The following is a 17,972-nucleotide window of genomic DNA, read 5'->3' as shown; positions in this document are numbered from 1 at the left end:
AGGAACACCCAGTGGCGGAAGGATCGAGAGCGATCATGGTGCAACCCGGCGGCGGCTTCGACCTGTCGCAGATCATGCAGCAGGCGCAGCAGATGCAGCAGAAGCTGGTCGAGGCGCAGGAGGAGCTCGCGAACACCGAGGTCACGGGCACTGCGGGCGGCGGCCTGGTCACCGCGACGGTGTCCGGCGACAGCCAGCTCAAGAACCTCGTGATCGACCCCAAGGTGGTCGACCCGGACGACGTCGAGACCCTGGCCGACCTCGTGGTCGCCGCGGTGCGCGACGCGTCGGCGAACGCGCAGAAGCTCACCGAGCAGAAGCTCGGCCCCCTGGCCGGCGGCCTCGGCGGTGGCGGTGGGATGCCGGACCTCGGCGCCCTCGGGTTCGGCGGCTGACCCTTGTACGAGGGTGTGGTCCAGGACCTGATCGACGAGCTCGGGCGGCTGCCCGGGGTCGGGCCGAAGAGCGCCCAGCGCATCGCTTTCCACCTCCTGGCAACGGATCCCGCCGACATCGGGCGGTTGCAGGACGTGCTCGGCAAGGTCAAGGAAGGCGTGCAGTTCTGCGAGATCTGCGGCAACGTCTCCGAGCAGCAGACCTGCCGCATCTGCCGGGACGAGCGCCGCGACCTCACGGTGATCTGCGTGGTCGAGGAGCCGAAAGACGTCCTGGCCGTGGAGCGCACGCGCGAGTTCAAGGGCCGCTACCACGTCCTGGGCGGGGCGCTCGACCCGTTGTCGGGCATCGGGCCGGAGCAGCTGCGCATGCGTGAGCTGCTCAAGCGCATCGGTGAGGCGGACGTCAAGGAGATCATCATCGCGACGGACCCGAACACCGAGGGCGAGGCCACGGCCACCTACCTGGTCCGCATGCTGCGCGACTTCCCCGGCCTGTCCGTCACGCGGCTGGCCTCGGGCCTGCCCATGGGCGGCGACCTGGAGTTCGCCGACGAGCTGACCCTCGGCCGCGCGCTGTCCGGCCGGCGAGCGCTGTAGCCGACAAACGCTGTAGCGACAAAAACGGCCCCTTCACCGCGGTGAGGGGGCCGTTTCGCGTTGCCGTGGTTCAGCAGTAGCCGAGCTGCGCCAGCGTGTCGACGATGATGTCGGACGGGTGGTACTTGTCCATCCAGGACTCACCGCGGCGGTTCTGGTACGTGTCCAGGAAGTTCTGCAGCTTGTCGCCGCGCATCTCCGTCAGCACCACGGTTTCGCCCAGGTGCTGCGGGGTTTCCGTGCGCTCGCGGTGCACCGCGCAGGGCAGGCCGAGGTAGTAGCACTCGGCCGAGAGGCCGCCGGAGTCGGTGACGACGTACTCGGCCTTCGCGACCAGCGGCAGAAACTTCAGGTACCGCATCTTGGGCTGCGCGATGAACTTGTCGTCGAACAGGTTGTCCAGGCCCAGCGACCGGATCTTCTCCCGCTCCGGCGCGCCCGCCATGTACAGGATCGGCATCTTGCGGCTCTGCTCGCGCAGGATCTCCAGCGCCTCGCGGTACTTGTCCGCGCGCGAGACGAGCTCGAAGCGGTGCAGCGTGGCGAGGCCGAACTTCTCCGGCAGGTTCGGCACGTCCAGCGGTTGGTTGATCGCCAGGCGCATCGCGTCGATCGCGGTGTTCGCCTCGGTGTCGACGACGACGCCGCGCGCGTGGCGCAGGTTGTTGACCTCACGCGAAGTGGGCGCGAAGTGAATGTCGACGATCTTCGCGGCGATCTTGCGGTTCAGCTCCTCGGGCAGCGGCGACAGGATGCTGCCCGACCGCGCGCCCGCCTCGACGTGCCCGACGCGCGACTTCAGGATGCGCTTGCCGATCAGCGACCCGTACGGCGTGGTGAACGTGTCGCCGTGCACCAGCACCAGCGGCGGCCGCCCGTCCTCGACGAGCGCGGCGCGCAACTCGGCCCGCCGGCCCCACGCGGTGCGCAGCACCTGCGCCGCCCAGCCCGGCACCTGCGCCGGCGACTCCAGGTTGTGGGCCTTGTCCCGCGGCATGAGCCAGACGTCGGGCTCCGGCAGCTTCAGGTCGGACAGCGCGTCCGCGACCTCGTCCACGTGCTGCGCGGTGAACCAGATCTTCGGCCGCACCCCGCGCTCCGCGATCCCGTGGTAGACCGGCGCGATCTTGATCAGTTCCGCGGTGGTGCCGAGAATAAAGGAAATCACCGGAAGGCCCGTTTCTGGTCGGTATGCGGTGTCCGAAGGATACTGGGCACGTCCGGCCCCGGGGCACAGGGTAGCCTCGCCCCGTGAGTGCGAACCCGCTCCTCCCCTCGCTCAGCGTCGTGATTCCGGTCTACAACGAGCAGGACTGGATCGAACGCAGCGTCGGCGCACTGGTCGCGGCCGCGGAGGCCGCGGGCTGGCCGGCGGAGATCGTCGTGGTCGACGACGGCAGCACCGACGGAACGCCCGAGAAGCTGGCCGCACTCCAGCGGCGCCACGGCATCACCGTGCTGGCCCAGCCCAACAGCGGGCGCTTCGAGGCCCGTCGCGCGGGGCTCGCCAAGGCCTCCGGGCAGCAGGTCGTGCTGGTCGACAGCCGGGTGATCGTCGACGAGACCGCACTCGTGTTCCTGCGCGACCAGCTCGTGGCGCATCCCGAGCGCACGGTGTGGAACGGCCACATCAACGTCGACTCCGAGCGCAATCCCTACGCCGGCTTCCTCGCCGGCATGGTGAAGATTCCGTGGCGGCGCTACTGCGCGAATCCGCGACTGATGTCGTTCGGGATCGACGAATTCGACGTGTTCCCCAAGGGCACGGGATTCTTTTCCGCGCCGCGCGAAGTTCTGGAGAACGCGAGCGCCGCATTCGAATCGTTGTTCGACGATTCCCGCTTCGCGAGCGACGACACCGGCGTGCTGCGCTGGATCGCCGAGCGCCACCGCATCTTCCTCGCGCCGGACTTCTCCGCGACCTACCACGGGCGCGACTCCTTCAAGAAGTTCACGGCGCAGTCGTACTTCCGCGGCACCACGTTCGTGGACTCCTACCTCGCCTCGCCCGGCCCCGCGCGCAACGGCCTCTTCGCCGCTTTCGCCGTCGGCCTCGTCGGTGTCGGGTTGGCCGCGCGCCGCCCGAAGACGGCCGTGGCGCTCGCCGCCGCCGGTTCGGTCGCCGCGGGCGCCGCCGTGACGCGCTTCGGCGCCACGAAGTCCGAAGCACGCGCAGTCGCCCTGCTCGCACCGGTGTTCGGCGCCGGGTTCGGTGCCGGCGCCGTGCGCGGTCTGGTCATGGCACTGCGCTCCCGCCGCCGGTCCGCCCGATGAGCACACCGAGCACACCGGTGACCGACGAGGGACAGCGCGAGCTGGCCAAGGAAACCGGCAAGTCGGCGGGCAAGATCGGCGTCTCCCTGCTGGTCGCCATCGCCCTGGGCTACGTCTTCTCCTTCCTCACCCCGCGCCTGCTGGGTCCGGTCGACAACGCGGTGTTCGCCTCGTTCTGGGGCATCCTCATGGGACTCGGCAGCGCGCTTTCACCGCTGGAGCAGGAACTTTCCCGTCAGTCCGCGGTTGCGTCGATGGACGGCGGACGGGTCGGCAAGCCGGCGCTGCGCGCGCTCGCCGTCGGCGCCGCGGCGATCGCGGTGGTGGCCGCGGTGACGATCGCCGTTCCGGTGCTCAACCAGCGGCTGTACTCCGGGCACCTCGAGCTCGGGGTGATCGCGCTGTGCGGCGGCATCGCCTTCGCCTGCCAGTTCGCCATGCGCGGCCTGCTGGTCGGGCACAACCGCATCCGGCCCTATTCCTGGCTGGTCGTCGCCGAAGCGGCCGTGCGCGCGGTGCTGCTGGGTCTCGTCGTCGTCGCCGGGCTCACCGGTGTGGTGTCGTTCGCGATCGCGGCGGCGGTCGGGTCGTTCGCCTGGCTGCTGTTCGTGCGTTCGGCGCGCGGGATGATCGACACCAGTGTCGAAGGCGACGGCTGGCGGCCGATCACCTCTCGCATCCTCTTGCTGCTGCTCAGCGCGGGTCTCACGGCCAGCGTGATCACGGGTTACCCGGCGCTGGTCAACGTGCTCGCGCCCGGCGGCGACGCCACCCGGGTGGGCGTGCTGTTCGCAACGCTGCAGGTTTCGCGGGTCCCGCTGCTGCTGCTCTCGCCGTTGCAGGCGCTCGCGGTGCCGACGGTCGTGCGGCTCTCCGGCTCTGCCGACGGCATGCACCGCCTGCGGCGGCTGCTGGTGCTGGGCACGCTCGGCACGCTCGTGCTCGGCGTCGTCGGCGCCCTGGTCGGCCTGGTGATCGGGCCCTGGGTGGTGCAGCTGCTCTTCGGCTCGAACTACGCGCTGGCCCAGGGCTGGTGGGTCGCCGGCATGGTGTGGGGTGCAGTGCTGCTCACCGCGATGCAGTTGATGACCGCGGTCCTCGTCGCCAGGACGCAGGCGAACAAGGTGCTCGTCACCTGGGCCGTGGTCGCCGTTTCGACGGCGTTGGTGCTGTTGTTGCTGCCGGGTGACACGATCCTGCGGGCTGTGGTCGGGCTGGCCGTCGGGCCGACCGTGGGTCTCGTGGTCGCGGCGGCGTTCGTTTTGCGACGGCCGGGCAACGTGCAGGGCACCCCGGGCGTCTGAGTACTGTGCAGGCGAGCTCAGGCCGGCGACGAAGTCGGTGTGAAGAGCCGGTAAGGGTTGGACAGCGAATCCGATGAACGTAGTACTGATCTTGCTCGCCTTCTGGGTGCCTGGGCTGGTGTTCGGCACCGCCATCGGGCTGCGCGGGTGGACGCTCGCCGCGGCGGGGCCGCTGCTGACGTTCGGCATCGTCGCGCTCGGTGTGCCGGTGCTGGGTGACCTCGGCATCCGCTGGAACCTGCTCGACGTGGCACTGTGGACGGTGGTGCTGGCCCTCGTCGGCTTCGCGATCGGCTTCGGCGTCCGCCGCTTCACCGCGCGCCGCCACCCGGAGCGCGAGCCCGAGGAGAAGCCGGCGCGCTCGGTGCGCGACCACGTGCTGATCGGCCTGGGCGTGTTCGTCGGCATGGCCGTGGGCACGGTCACGTTCTTCCGCGGGACCAACGGCATCGACCGCGTGCAGCAGGGCTGGGACGCGCCGTTCCACGCGAACCTGGTGCGCTGGATCGCCGAGCACGGCGATGCGCGGCCGTCCACTGTGGGCACCATCGCCAACCTGCCCAACCAGACCGACTACTTCTACCCCGACACCTACCACGCGCTGCTCGCCCTCGTGTTCGACAAGGCCGGGCTCACGATGATGCCCACGCTGAACCTCGCGGTGCTCGCCGTGATCCTCAGCGTGCCGCTCGGCGTCGCCGCGATGTGCCGGGCCTGGAACATGCCGCCGCTGGGCATCGCGGCCGCCGCGGCCGTGACGACGTGGTTCACCGCTTTCCCGTACGACTCGCTGTGGCGTGGTCCGTTGTGGCCGTACGTGGCGGGCGTCGCGATGATCCCCGCGATGCTGGCCATCGCCAAGCTGCTGCTCAAGCCGATGGGCATCGCCGGTCCCGTGGCGATCGGTGTCGGTGTGGCCGGGCTCACGGGCCTGCACACGAGCATCGTGTTCGTGATCGCCGTCTACTTCATCCTCATCCTGCTCGCGGTGCTGTTCCGCTGGGAGAAGATCGACTGGCGCCGCTCCGGCCCGTCGCTCATCGCGACCGTGGTGCTCGCCGCCGTGCTGGGCGTGCCGCTCGTGCTGCCGTCGCTCTACAACGTCGGCGGCGTGACCAGCGCCACGTGGTCTTCGGAAGCCACGGTCAGCGGCGGCCTGGGCGAGACCATCACGTTCTCCCCGATGGCCGACTTCCCGCAGTGGTGGATCGGCATCCCGGCCCTCATCGGCATTTTCCTGATGGTGCGCCACCGCCGCATGATGTGGATGGTCGGCGCGTACATCGTGTTCGGTGGCCTGTTCGCGGCCACCGTCTCGCTCGAGACGCCGCTGATCCACACGATCACCGGCATCTTCTACAACGACCACTGGCGTATCGCGGCCCTCGTGCCGCTGGCGGGCAGCGTCGCTTTCGGCGAGTTCACCCACACGGTTTCGGGCTGGTTCGCGCGCAAGGTCGGCTCGCGCGTGAAGCTGCAGCCCGCCACGCTCGGCCTGATCGGGGCGGTCCTGATCGCCATCGTCGTGGGCGGGCTGAGCCGCGGTGGCTACATCGGACGCAACACCGCGCGCCTCGAGATCAACTACGGCGACGGCCCCACCGTCTCGAAGGCCGAGGAAGCCGCCTACCAGTGGCTGGGCCAGCACACCGCGCCCGGCGAGCGCGTGATGAACGACAAGGCCGACGGTTCCGTGTGGATGTACGCCCTGGCCGGGGTCACCCCGGTGGAGTGGACCTTCTACGGCGCCGACCCGGACACCGAGGCCGGCTACCTGTCCGTGTGGCTGGACGACATCGAGCAGTACCCGCAGGTGCGCAAGGACCTCACCGACCTGCACGTGCGCTACGTCATCGTGGGCAAGGGCAAGGCGACGCCCACGGCCGAGCAGTCCGTCGGAGTCGCGGACATCGTCGCTGGTCCGGACTTTCACGAGGTCTTCCACAACGACGGGGCCACGATCTACCAGATCGAAGGCCAGCAGGGCGTCGTCGCGGCGGGTGCCTCTCCCGGGTCCGCCGCTCCTCACGGTCAGTGAGAAGTTAGAGTGATCTCCGTGTCCACCACCTCCGTGAGCACCCGACGCGTTCTGATCGTGATGCCCGCCCTCAACGAGCAGGCCAGCGTCGGCTCCGTCATCAGCCAGGTCAAGACCTCCCTGCCGGGGATGGACATCCTCGTCGTCGACGACGGTTCGGTGGACGCAACGGCGCAGCTCGCGCGGGCCGCGGGTGCCGAAGTCGCCCGGCTCGCCGTGAACCTCGGCGTCGGCGGCGCGATGCGCACCGGCTTCCGGTACGCCGCCGCTCGCGGCTACGACGTCGTGGTGCAGGTGGACGCCGACGGTCAGCACGACCCCGAAGAGGTCGGTGCGCTCCTCGCGGCCCTCGACGAAGGTGCCGACATCGCGATCGGCTCGCGCTTCGCCGGCAAGGGCGCCTACCGCGCCGTCGGCCCGCGCAAGTACGCGATGGTGGCTCTCTCACTCGTCTTCTCGCGCCTGGCGAGGCGGAAGATCACCGACGTCACGTCGGGCTTCAAAGCCATGGGACCGCGGGCGATCCGCATGTTCGCGAACTACTACCCGGCCGAGTACCTCGGCGACACCGTGGAATCGCTCGTGATGGCGATCCGGGGCAAGCTCACGATCGCCGAGGTGCCGGTCGTGATGCGCGAGCGTGTCGCCGGCACGCCCAGCCACTCGCCGGTGAAATCGGCTGTGTACCTCTCCCGCGCCGGGCTCGCGCTGCTGCTGGCGCTGGTCCGCCGCCGTCCGTCCGTCGACTCGTCCGACGCAGCGTAAGGGGAATTCATGGCCGGCTGGCGCGTACTGAGCATCGTCGTCGCGTGCCTGGTGCTGTTCGTCGTCCTCGAGATGATGCGGCGCAGGAAGCTTCGGGAGAAGTACGCGGGCGTGTGGCTCGTGGTCGCCGTGGGTGTCGTGGTGCTCGCGGTGATCCCGCAGGCCGCGGAGTTCCTGGCGAAGATCACCGGGGTCCAGACCCCGTCGAACTTCGTGTTCCTCCTGGCCGGCGTCGTCCTCGCGCTCGTCGCGCTGCATCTGTCCACCGAGGTCGGGCACCTGGAGGAAGAGGTCCGGACCTCTGTCGAGGAGACGGCGCTGCTGCGCTGCGAGCTCGAGGACGCCAAGCGGGAGCTGCAGGCCCGCATCGAGGCGCTGGAGGCCAAGACGGCCACGCCCGACGACGTGAAGGGCCTGCCCGAAGTGAGTCCCGCACGCGTTCGCTGATCTCCGCACTGCTCGCCGCCCCGCCTCGGCTGGGCGGCGTTCGTGTGCTCGCGGTCGATGGGCCCAGCGGGGCCGGTAAGTCGACGCTCGCCGGAGCCGTGGTGGCCGAGCTGGGAGCACGGGCCGCATTGGTCAGTACCGATGCGTTCGCGACCTGGGACAACCCCGTGGCGTGGTGGCCGCAGCTCGAGCGTGGCGTGCTGGAACCGCTTTCAGCCGGGCGCGCCGGCGAGTACCGGCGGGTGGACTGGACCTCTGGGGAACCACGACCGGGTGAGCTCGTGACCGTTGAGGTGCCTGGGGTTCTGGTGCTGGAGGGCGTGTCGAGCGGCCGCCGTTCGATGCGGTCGCGGTTGTCGCACCTGTGCTGGATCCAGGGCGGCACGCAGGCCGAACGGCTGGAGCGAGCCGTGGCCCGGGACGGTGAGGCTTCGCGCGCGGATCTGCGTCGCTGGCAGTTGTTCGAACAAGGTTGGTTCGCCGTCGACGGCACACCCGAATCGGCACAAACCAGACTGCCTTGATCGTCACCCCGCGTCCGAAACGACCCGAAAACCTGCTTCGGTACTAGGCCATTAGAGTGGCCCTAGTGCCACTCTCCGTACCAATGCGACAAAATTCGTCACGTTGCGTACGCAATTCTCGACACATTGCGGTGACTTTGGCCCTTACGTAGCGCGATCGTAACCTCACGTGCTTAAGTGCAAGCCGAGTTCCCGCTAGTGTCGGCGAGCACACCGACCGTCCGAGAGTTCCTGACCGACCGGACGGTTCTTGACACCGAACATCTCCCAAGGGGTGCCAGATGCAGCAATTGCGCCTGACCCGAACACGTCGAGCGGCCCTGATCGGGCTTGCCGGGGTGCTCGCGGTCTCGCTCACCGCGTGCGCCGAGTCGAAGCGCGACGAGGCCGGAGGCGGTGGCACCGGAGGCACGATGGTCTTCGGCGACACCGGCAACCCGAAGATGTTCGACCCGGTGTTCAACGACGACGGCGAGACCTTCCGGATCACGCGGCAGATGCTCGACACGCTGATCCAGAACAAGCAGGGCACCGCGGAGCTGGAGCCCTCGCTCGCCACGAAGTGGGAGTCGAGCAACGACGGCAAGACCTGGACCTTCACCCTCAAGCAGGGCGTGAAGTTCAGTGACGGCACGGACTTCAACGCCGACGCGGTCTGCTACAACTTCAACCGCTGGTACAACATGAAGGGCGCCGCCGCCCAGAGCCAGATGATCTACTACGGCGACGTCTTCGAGGGCTTCGCCCACAACGAGGGCGACGCCGCCGGCGACCCCGTCTTCAAGAGCTGCGAGGCGAAGGACCCGTCGACCGCGGTCATCAACCTGAACAAGGCCAAGGGCGCGTTCCCCGCCGCCTTCACGCTGCCGTCGTTCGCGATGCAGAGCCCGACCGCGATGAAGCAGCACGACGCGGACAAGGTCACGCAGTCCGGTGACTCCTTCACCTACAGCGACTACGCGTACAAGTTCGTGACCGGCACCGGCCCGTTCAAGTTCGACAGTTGGGACCAGGGCAAGGGCGAGATCACGCTGGTGCGCAACGACTCCAGCTACGCGCCGGCGAAGCTCGACAAGCTCGTCTTCAAGGTCATCCCCGACGAGAACGCCCGCAAGCAGGCCCTGAAGGCCGGCGACATCCAGGGTTACGACTTCCCGGCGCCGGCCGACTACGGGCTGCTGCGCAACGAGGGTGAGCAGGTCCTCATCCGCCCGTCGTTCAACGTTCTGTACCTGGGCATCAACCAGTCGGGCAACCCGAAGCTCAAGGACGTGCGCGTCCGCCAGGCCCTGGCCTACGGCATCAACCGCGAGCAGTTCGTGAAGTCGAAGCTGGCCGAGGGTTCCGAGGTCGCCACCGAGTTCGTGCCGAAGGCCATCTCGGGTTACACCGACGACGTCACCAAGTACCCGTACGACCCGGCGAAGGCCAAGCAGCTGCTCGCCGAGGCCGGCGCCAGCAACCTGACGCTGAAGTTCTACTACCCGACCGAGGTCACCCGGCCCTACATGCCGAACCCGGCCGACACGTTCACCTCGATCTCCGAGGACCTGAAGAACATCGGCATCACGATCCAGCCGGTGGCCGAGCCGTGGAACGGCGGTTACAAGGACGACGTGCAGAAGTTCGGCAAGCAGGACCTGCACCTGCTCGGCTGGACCGGTGACTACAACGACGCCGGCAACTTCGTCGGCACGTTCTTCGGCCGCGAGAAGAAGGAGTTCGGGTTCAACAACCCCGAGCTGTTCAACGCGCTCGCCGCGGCGGACGCCTCGCCGGCCGGCGACGCGCACGCCCAGGCCTACCAGGGCGTGAACAAGCAGATCATGGACTACCTGCCCGCGATCCCGATCGCCTACCCGACGCCGGCGATCGTGGTCGGACCGAAGATCAAGGGTGTGGTGGCGAGCCCGCTCACCGACGAACGCTTCAACAACGTCACGATCGGCTGACGTGCTCCGCTGAGCAGCCGGGCTGGGGGGCAGGCGCTACCGCGCCTGCCCCCTTTGCCCACGTTCCCGGGCTGTACACAAAGGACTACAAGTGCTCCGTTTCCTAGTGCGTCGGGTGCTACAAGCGATTCCGACGCTCCTCATCCTGTCCATCCTGGTCTTCGCCTGGTTGCGCTCCCTGCCCGGCGGCCCCGCGGCCGCGCTCCTGGGTGACAAGGCGACGCCGGAGAAGATCGCCAGCCTCAACCACGTGCTCGGTCTGGACCAGCCGATCATCCTGCAGTACTTCAAGTTCCTCGGCCGCGCCGTCACCGGCGACTTCGGCAACTCGCTCGTTTCGGCCCAGCCGGTGATGGGCGAGATCGGCACGTTCCTCCCCGCCACCATCGAACTCGGGCTTTCCGCGATGCTCATCGCGATCGTCCTCGGGGTGCCCTTCGGCTACCTGGCCGCGCGCTACCGCGGCGGTATCCCGGACAACATCATCATCGTGCTGACGCTGGTCGGCGTCGCGGTGCCGGTGTTCTTCCTCGGCTACACGATGCAGGACCTGCTGGCCGCTCCGCTCGGCCTGCCGTCGCAGGGCCGCCAGGCCCCGGGCATCGACGCCACGAGCATCACCAACTTCGCCATCCTCGACGGCATCATGACGAGCGAGTGGGACGCCGTCTGGGACGCGATCAAGCACCTGATCCTGCCGGCGTTCGCGCTGGCGACCATCCCGCTCGCGGTGATCACCCGCATCACGCGCGCGTCGGTGCTCGACGTGTTCAACGAAGACTTCCTCCGCACGGCCAACTCCAAGGGCCTGACGCAGTCGGTGATCCGGCGCCGGCACGTGCTGCGCAACGCGTTGCTGCCGGTGGTCACCACCATCGGCCTGCAAACCGGCGCGCTGCTCGGCGGCGCGGTGCTGACCGAGCGGGTCTTCAACTTCCGCGGCCTCGGCTTCCTGCTGGCCGAAGGCATCGAACGGCGTGACTACCCCCGCCTGCAGGCGCTGCTGCTGTTCGGGGCTCTGGTGTACGTGCTGGTGAACATGCTGGTCGACATCTCGTACGGGATCATCGACCCGAGGGTGCGTGTGCGATGAACACTCTGCTTGCCAAGAAGAAAGAACCGATCGACAAGCTCGCCGCCGCGTCGGCGGGCGGGCGCAGCCTCGGGGCCGAAGCGTTCCGGCGCATGCTCCGCAGCCCGGTCGCCATCACGGGTGGCGTGATCACGCTGCTGTTCCTGCTGCTGGCCATCTTCGCGCCGCTGATCGCGCCGAAGGACCCGCAGATCCGCTACCTGCAGGACCAGGTCGAGCTAGGCAAGGGCATCATCCCCGGCCCGAGCCCGGGCTTCCCGCTCGGCGTCGACGACTTCGGGCGCGACTTCCTGTCGCGGCTCATCGTCGGTGCCCAGCAGACGCTGCTGGTCGGCGTGCTCGCGACCGTGATCGGGGTGCTGATCGGGGTCATCATCGGCGGCCTCGCCGGTGCGTTCGGCGGCTGGGTCGACACCGTCCTCATGCGACTGGTCGACGTGCTGCTGTCGTTCCCCTCGCTGCTGCTGGCGATCTCGATCGCGGCGCTGTTCGCGAAGCCGAGCCAGTGGACGGTGATCCTGGCCGTGTCGATCATCGGCGTGCCGATCTTCGCGCGGCTGCTGCGCGGTTCCATGCTGGCGCAACGGGAAGCCGACCACGTGCTGGCCGCGACGTCGCTCGGCGTCAAACGCGGCACGATCGTCTTCCGCCACATGCTGCCCAACTCGCTGGGCCCCGTGATCGTGCAGGCGACGCTCACGCTGGCCACCGCGATCCTGGAGGCCGCGGCGCTGTCGTTCCTCGGCCTGGGCGACCCGGACCCGACGCGTGCGGAGTGGGGGCTGATGCTGGGCAACGCCTCGCGCCAGTTCCTCGACATCCGCCCGGAGCTCGCGTACTACCCGGCCATCGCGATCATCGTGGTGGCGCTCGGGTTCACGCTGCTCGGCGAGTCCCTGCGTGAAGCCCTCGACCCGAAGAACCGGCGGTAACCCATGGCACTCCTCGAAGTCCGCGACCTCACGGTCGTGTTCCAGCGCCGCGGTGAGAAGCCGTTCACCGCGGTCGACGGCGTCAGCTTCGACGTCGAACCCGGCCAGACGGTGGGGCTCGTGGGCGAGTCCGGCTGCGGCAAGTCCGTGACGTCGCTGGCGATCATGCGGCTGCTGGCCAAGCGTGGCAACAAGGTCAGCGGTTCGGTGTCGTTCGAGGGCACCGACCTGCTGAAGATCTCCGACCGCGACATGCGTGACCGGCGCGGGCGCGATCTGGGCATGGTGTTCCAGGACCCGCTGTCCTCGCTCAATCCCGTGATCCCGATCGGGCTGCAGATCACCGAGGTGCTGGAACGCCACCGCGGGATGTCGCGCAGCAAAGCCAAAGTCGAGGCCGCGGACCTGCTCGACAAGGTCGGCATCCCCGACCCGACGCGGCGGCTTTCCGAGTACCCGCACCAGCTTTCGGGCGGGATGCGCCAGCGCGCGCTCATCGCGATCGCGCTCGCGTGCCGGCCGCGGCTGCTCATCGCCGACGAGCCGACGACCGCGCTCGACGTGACCATCCAGGCGCAGATCCTCGCGCTGCTGCGGGAACTGGTGCAGGACACCGGCACCGCGCTGATCATGATCACGCACGACCTCGGTGTCGTCGCCGGTCTGTGCGACGAGGTCAACGTGCTCTACGGCGGCAAGATCGTGGAGCGCGCCGAGCGCCACGCGCTGTTCGCCGAGCCGAGGCACCCGTACACCCACGGGCTGCTGGCCTCGATCCCGCGCCTCGACGTGGGCCGGGGCGAGAAGCTCGTGCCGATCCCCGGCTCCGTGTCCGACAACATCCCGTGGGACGGCGGGTGCGCCTTCGCGCCGCGCTGCCCCAACGCGCTGGACGTCTGCCAGGAGCGTTCGCCGCAGCTCGCGTCCGACCGCAACGGCCTGCTGCGCTGCCACAACCCGGTGAAGCCCGCCGTGGCCACCGCAGGAGGAACCCGATGACCGAGGTGATCAACGAGCCGCAGGACGAGGTCCTGCTGGAGGTCACCGACCTCAAGGTGCACTTCCCGATCAAGCGCGGTGTCGTGGTCGACCGCACCGTCGGCCACGTGTACGCGGTGGACGGCGTCGACCTGTCGATCCGCCGCGGCGAGACCTACGGCCTGGTCGGCGAGTCCGGCTGCGGCAAGTCCACGCTGGGCCGCGCGATCCTGCGGCTCAACGAGCCGACGGCCGGCAAGGTTGTGTTCGACGGCACGGACGTCGCCCAGCTCAAGGGCGAGAAGCTGCGCAAGGCCCGCCGCCGCATGCAGATGATCTTCCAGGACCCGATGTCCAGTTTGGACCCTCGGCAGCCGGTGGAGTCCATCCTGCTCGAAGGCATGCGCGCGCACGGCCTGGCCAAGGACAAGGCCGCCACGGACCAGCGGCTGCGTGAGCTGCTGGGCGCGGTCGGCCTGCCCGAGACGGCGCTGCGCAAGTACCCGCACGAGTTCTCGGGCGGGCAGCGCCAGCGCATCGGCATCGCGCGGGCGCTGGCCGTGGAGCCGGATCTGATCGTGGCCGACGAGCCGGTGTCCGCGCTCGACGTGTCGGTGCAGGCGCAGGTGGTGAACCTGCTGGAGGACCTGCAGAACGAGCTGGGCCTCACGTACGTGGTGATCGCCCACGACCTCGCCGTCGTCCGGCACATCTCCGACCGCATCGGCGTGATGTACCTGGGCGCGCTGGTGGAGGAGACGACGTCGGCCGAGCTGTACGAGAACCCGCTGCACCCGTACACCCGGGCGCTGCTCTCGGCGATTCCCGTGCCGGACCCGCTCGTGGAGGACACCCGGGAGCAGATCCTGCTCGCGGGCGACCTGCCTTCGCCGGCCAACCCGCCTTCGGGCTGCCGGTTCCACACCCGCTGCCCGTGGCGGCAGGCAAGCCTGTGCGACACCGACCGCCCCGAGCTGCGCGAGATCGGCGCCGGCCACCGCGTCGCCTGCCACTACGCCGAAGACATCCGCGACGGCCGCATCCAGCCGCACGACGTCGAGCCGGAACTGGTGGAGCTCACCGGCGTCCTGAACCCGGACGCGGCGCCGGACATCGGTTCGGTGACGGAGATCTTGTAACCGCTGGGCATGAAGGGCACCTCGATCTCCTCGAGGTGCCCTTCATCGCGTTTACGGCTGCAGGTCGATGGCGGCCCGGAACGAACCGTCCATGTGGAACGGCGTCGAGCTGTGCTCGTGCACGATCCGCCACGCACCGTCGACGCGGCGGAAGGCCAGCGTCGAGCGGAACCACAGCGTGAACGGTTCGCTCATTCCCACCGGCACGGCCGACATCTTCGCCAGCGCCGTGGTGAAGGCCAGGTCGCCGGACTCGGTCACCTCGACGTCGGTGTACTCGTAGGTCACCGGGCCGTCGAACGTGCCGAACCACTTCGTGAGGAACTCCTCCGACGCGCCGGTGGTGCGCAGGGGCGGCGCGAGGTCGAACTTCACCGCGCCTTCCGCGTAGCCCGCGACCAGGCGCCCGGGGTCCTTGGCGTACATCGCGGCGGTGCGCTCGGCCAGCAGGTCGCGGATCTCGTTTTCGGACATTCTGTGCTCTCCTTGCCTGGTCGGGTTTCACGGGGGACGTCGAAGCCGTCCGCGTGGCTTCGACATCCCGGGTGACGACGATTTCGAGGAGGCACCCGATGAAGTACCTGGTCCTGATCTACGGCAACCCGGCGTCCCGGTCGGCGTGGGCGGGGATGAGCGATGCGCAGAAGGCCGCGGGCCTGCGGGCGTACGTCGAGTTCAACGACGGCCTGGACGGCTCCGGCGAGCGCATCGTGTCCGAGCGGCTGGCCGCGCCGGAGCTCACGAAGCAGGTCATCGTGCGCGACGACCAGGTGAGCACCACCGACGGGCCCTTCGCGGAGATCAAGGAGCAGCTCGCCGGGTTCTACCTGCTGGATTGCGACTCCGAGGACCGCGCGCTGGAGATCGCGGCGCGGATCCCGGAGGCGCCATACGCGACGATCGAGGTCCGGCCCGTGATGGGCCTGACCGGCGACGTGGACTTCGACCTGGGCGACCTGTGATCGAGGGCCTCCTGCGCGAGCTGGCGCCGCAGGTCCTCACCGCGCTCGTGCGCCGCTACGGCGGGTTCGACACGTGTGAGGACGCCGTGCAGGAGGCCTTGCTCGCCGCGGCTGTGCAGTGGCCGCGCGACGGCGTGCCGGACAACCCCAAGGCGTGGCTCATCACCACGGCTTCGCGGCGGCGGATCGAGCTGTGGCGCAGCGACTCCGCCCGGCACCGGCGTGAGGAGACCGTGGCCGCGCTGGCGCCACCCGACCCGGACCCGGCGCCGGCCGTGGACGACACGCTCACCTTGCTCCTGCTCTGCTGCCACCCGGCGCTGACGCGGCCCTCGCAGGTCGCGCTGACGTTGCGCGCGGTCGGCGGCCTGACGACGGCCGAGATCGCGCGGGCGTTCCTCGTGCCGGAGCCGACGATCGGCCAGCGCATCAGCCGCGCGAAGCAGAAGGTGAAAGGCACGTCGTTCAGCCTGCCGCCGGAGCACGAACGGCCCGCTCGCGTCGCCGCGGTGCTGCAGGTGCTGTACCTGATCTTCACGGAGGGCCACACGGCCAGCGCCGGCTCGGCCGTCGACCGCGTGGAGCTCACCGCCGAGGCCATCCGGCTCACGCGGCAGCTGCACGCCGAGCTCCCCGACGATGGCGAGGTCACCGGCCTGCTGGCGTTGATGCTGCTCACCGGCGCACGCCGGGCCGCGCGGCTCGGCGAGAACGGCACGATGGTCCCCCTCGCGGAGCAGGACCGGTCGCGGTGGGACGCCGGCGCCATCGCCCAGGGCACTGCGCTGATCACCCACGCGCTCGCGACCGCGCCCGTCGGTCCGTACCAGCTGCAGGCCGCGATCGCCGCCGTCCACGACGAGGCGCCTTCGGCCGAGGACACCGACTGGCCGCAGATCCTGCTGCTCTACGACCTGCTGTGCCAGGTCGCGCCCGGACCGATGGTGACGCTCAACCGGCTCGTGGCGCTCGCGATGGTCGAGGGCCCGGCCGTCGCGCTGGCCGAGCTCGACGCGTCGGAGCCGCCGGATCACTACCGCGTCGACGTCGTCCGCGCGCACCTGCTGGAGCTCGCGGGTGATCTCGACGCCGCCCGGGAGTACTACGCCGCGGCGGCGCGGCGGACGTTGAGCTTGCCTGAGCGCCGGCACCTCGAAGCGCGCGCTTCGTCCGATATGTACGGAAAACCCTGACTCAAGTCGGACCCCACCCCCGACTGAAGGGTGACGCCCGCGCACGAGGGCCCCGGTAGTCTGCGAAGTGCAGGCACAAAACCGGCAAGCCGCAGGGGGTAGGGGCAGTGAACATCGACCACGTGCTGGAGGCGATCCCTCCGCTGTCGGTCTACCTCCTGGTGGGGCTCGTCGTGATGGTCGAGAGCCTCGGCATCCCGCTGCCCGGCGAGATCGTGCTCGTGAGTGCCGCGCTGCTCGCGTCTTCGCACAGCGGTCTCAACCCGCTGTGGATCGGCGTCCTGGCCAGCGCGGGCGCCATCATCGGCGACAGCATCGGGTACTTGATCGGCCGCAAGGGCGGGAAACGCCTCTTCGACTGGGCCGGCCGGAAGTTCCCCAAACACTTCGGTCCACAGCACATCGCGAACGCGGAACGGATGTTCCACAAACGCGGCATGTGGGCCGTGTTCTTCGGCCGCTTCGTCGCCGTGCTGCGCATCCTCGCCGGCCCGCTCGCGGGGTCGCTGAACATGCACTACCCGCGTTTCCTCATCGCCAACGCGCTCGGCGGCATCGTCTGGGCCGGCGGCACCACCGCGTTGATCTACTACCTCGGTGTGGTCGCGGACAAGTGGCTCAAGGGCTTCCAGTGGGCGGGCCTCGGCGCGGCGGTGGTGATCGGCGTGGTCGTGACGCTGGTTCTGAAGCGGCGCATGTCGCGTAACCACGAGGCCCAGGCGGAGCAGAAGGACGACGCGGTCGCCTAGTTCGCCGGCGGTGAGATCAGCGTCGCCGCGAGCCGCTTCGCCGTGTGGAACGGCCGGGAGGCCTGGGTGACCACGGACGTGACGGCGGCACCCTCCAGCAACAGCATCAGCTCGTCGGCCAGGGTTTCGGCGTGCTCCGCCCTGATGCGGTGGAGCTGCGTCAGCAGGTAGCCGTGCAGTGCCGTCTTGTGGTGACGGACGACTTCGCGCACCGGATCGGCCGGGTCGGGGAACTCCGAGGTGGCGTTGAGGAAGCCGCAGCCGCGGTAGCCGTCGCGGGAGAGCCAGGCTTCGTAGGCGTCGAACACCGCCGGCACCCGCTGCGCCGGATCCGTGTGCGCGGCCGTGATGCGGTCGATCTCCTCCTGCCACTGCCGGTCCCGTTCCCGCAGGTAGGCGACGACCAGCCGGCTCTTCGACCCGAAGTTGCCGTAGAGCGCGGCCTTCGTCACGCCGGCCTCGGCCGCCACGGTGTCGACGCCCACGGCGTGGATGCCGTCGCGGTAGAACAACGTCGACGCCGCCTTGAGCACTTTGGCTCCCGCGTCGCCGGGCCGGGTCCGGCTCACGTCTCCTCCAGACTGTTGGGTCTCTGCTTTGACCAGTCCAGACTCTAGCATCGGTTGA

Annotated in this window: 19 protein-coding genes; 16 read left to right on the top strand and 3 right to left on the bottom strand. The window is 69.2% G+C overall.

The genetic code is table 11. The features are described from left to right. Positions 1-35 precede the first annotated feature (35 nt). On the top strand, positions 36-395 hold the full coding sequence (locus AB0878_RS32645) for a YbaB/EbfC family nucleoid-associated protein (RefSeq protein ID WP_366584052.1): 360 nt from the start codon (positions 36-38) through the stop codon (positions 393-395). 3 nt (positions 396-398) lie between these two features. Then, positions 399-995 (top strand): recombination mediator RecR, encoded by a 597-nt coding sequence (gene recR, locus AB0878_RS32640; RefSeq protein WP_360601243.1) that lies wholly within the window; start codon positions 399-401, stop codon positions 993-995. 70 nt (positions 996-1,065) lie between these two features. On the opposite strand, the gene AB0878_RS32635 is transcribed toward recR, so the two are convergent. After that, positions 1,066-2,163, bottom strand: a complete 1,098-nt coding sequence (locus AB0878_RS32635; protein WP_366584051.1) for a UDP-N-acetylglucosamine 2-epimerase — start codon at positions 2,161-2,163, stop codon at positions 1,066-1,068. A gap of 83 nt (positions 2,164-2,246) precedes the next feature. Between AB0878_RS32635 and AB0878_RS32630 the strand changes: the two genes are divergently transcribed. From AB0878_RS32630 to AB0878_RS32580, 11 genes are all read left to right on the top strand, one after another. Next, the gene (locus AB0878_RS32630; protein ID WP_366584050.1) at positions 2,247-3,269 is read left to right on the top strand and encodes a glycosyltransferase family 2 protein; all 1,023 of its coding nucleotides are present in this window, start codon (positions 2,247-2,249) and stop codon (positions 3,267-3,269) included. Beyond that, on the top strand, positions 3,266-4,573 hold the full coding sequence (locus tag AB0878_RS32625) for a hypothetical protein (RefSeq protein ID WP_366584049.1): 1,308 nt from the start codon (positions 3,266-3,268) through the stop codon (positions 4,571-4,573). Before AB0878_RS32630 ends, AB0878_RS32625 begins: the two co-directional genes overlap by 4 nt. Before the next feature lie 73 nt (positions 4,574-4,646). Continuing rightward, positions 4,647-6,611, top strand: a complete 1,965-nt coding sequence (locus AB0878_RS32620; RefSeq protein WP_366584048.1) for a DUF6541 family protein — start codon at positions 4,647-4,649, stop codon at positions 6,609-6,611. An 18-nt stretch (positions 6,612-6,629) separates the two neighbouring features. Continuing rightward, positions 6,630-7,376, top strand: coding sequence for a glycosyltransferase family 2 protein (locus AB0878_RS32615; protein ID WP_366584047.1), 747 nt, complete (start codon positions 6,630-6,632; stop codon positions 7,374-7,376). 9 nt (positions 7,377-7,385) lie between these two features. Further along, complete coding sequence (locus AB0878_RS32610; protein WP_366584046.1) at positions 7,386-7,823, top strand: DUF2304 domain-containing protein; 438 nt, start codon at positions 7,386-7,388, stop codon at positions 7,821-7,823. Positions 7,824-7,867: 44 nt separating this feature from the next. Continuing rightward, positions 7,868-8,347 (top strand): uridine kinase, encoded by a 480-nt coding sequence (locus AB0878_RS32605; RefSeq protein ID WP_366584045.1) that lies wholly within the window; start codon positions 7,868-7,870, stop codon positions 8,345-8,347. 281 nt (positions 8,348-8,628) lie between these two features. Further along, positions 8,629-10,299, top strand: coding sequence for an ABC transporter substrate-binding protein (locus AB0878_RS32600; protein WP_366584044.1), 1,671 nt, complete (start codon positions 8,629-8,631; stop codon positions 10,297-10,299). 91 nt (positions 10,300-10,390) lie between these two features. Continuing rightward, on the top strand, positions 10,391-11,392 hold the full coding sequence (locus AB0878_RS32595) for an ABC transporter permease (protein WP_366584043.1): 1,002 nt from the start codon (positions 10,391-10,393) through the stop codon (positions 11,390-11,392). After that, positions 11,389-12,324: an ABC transporter permease gene (locus AB0878_RS32590; protein ID WP_366584042.1), complete on the top strand. Its 936-nt coding sequence runs from the start codon at positions 11,389-11,391 to the stop codon at positions 12,322-12,324. The genes AB0878_RS32595 and AB0878_RS32590 overlap by 4 nt, the downstream gene beginning before the upstream one ends. A 3-nt stretch (positions 12,325-12,327) precedes the next feature. Continuing rightward, positions 12,328-13,323, top strand: a complete 996-nt coding sequence (locus AB0878_RS32585; protein ID WP_366584041.1) for an ABC transporter ATP-binding protein — start codon at positions 12,328-12,330, stop codon at positions 13,321-13,323. Then, positions 13,320-14,441 carry an oligopeptide/dipeptide ABC transporter ATP-binding protein gene (locus tag AB0878_RS32580; RefSeq protein ID WP_366584040.1) on the top strand — a complete coding sequence of 374 codons (1,122 nt, stop codon included), beginning with the start codon at positions 13,320-13,322 and terminating at the stop codon, positions 14,439-14,441. The genes AB0878_RS32585 and AB0878_RS32580 overlap by 4 nt, the downstream gene beginning before the upstream one ends. Positions 14,442-14,492: 51 nt before the next feature. Here the strand turns inward: AB0878_RS32580 and AB0878_RS32575 are convergent, their stop codons facing one another. Continuing rightward, complete coding sequence (locus AB0878_RS32575) at positions 14,493-14,915, bottom strand: nuclear transport factor 2 family protein (protein WP_366584039.1); 423 nt, start codon at positions 14,913-14,915, stop codon at positions 14,493-14,495. A gap of 98 nt (positions 14,916-15,013) precedes the next feature. Here AB0878_RS32575 and AB0878_RS32570 point away from each other — a divergent pair, with 98 nt between their 5' ends. From AB0878_RS32570 to AB0878_RS32560, 3 genes are all read left to right on the top strand, one after another. Further along, positions 15,014-15,403 carry a YciI family protein gene (locus AB0878_RS32570; RefSeq protein WP_366584038.1) on the top strand — a complete coding sequence of 130 codons (390 nt, stop codon included), beginning with the start codon at positions 15,014-15,016 and terminating at the stop codon, positions 15,401-15,403. Further along, positions 15,400-16,596, top strand: a complete 1,197-nt coding sequence (locus tag AB0878_RS32565) for a DUF6596 domain-containing protein (RefSeq protein WP_366584037.1) — start codon at positions 15,400-15,402, stop codon at positions 16,594-16,596. The genes AB0878_RS32570 and AB0878_RS32565 overlap by 4 nt, the downstream gene beginning before the upstream one ends. A gap of 107 nt (positions 16,597-16,703) precedes the next feature. Then, a complete protein-coding gene (locus AB0878_RS32560; RefSeq protein ID WP_366584036.1) occupies positions 16,704-17,345 on the top strand; it encodes a DedA family protein in 642 nt (213 codons plus the stop codon). Here the strand turns inward: AB0878_RS32560 and AB0878_RS32555 are convergent. Continuing rightward, entirely contained in the window at positions 17,342-17,914 is a 573-nt protein-coding gene (locus tag AB0878_RS32555) for a TetR/AcrR family transcriptional regulator (protein WP_366584035.1), read from the bottom strand. The genes AB0878_RS32560 and AB0878_RS32555 overlap by 4 nt on opposite strands. Between the last annotated feature and the right edge of the window lie 58 nt (positions 17,915-17,972).

This window comes from Amycolatopsis sp. NPDC047767 (assembly GCF_040704195.1).
GTDB lineage: Bacteria > Actinomycetota > Actinomycetes > Mycobacteriales > Pseudonocardiaceae > Amycolatopsis.
Note: the sequence above shows the minus strand (reverse complement) of the source record. Positions and strands in the feature narration are given on the sequence as shown.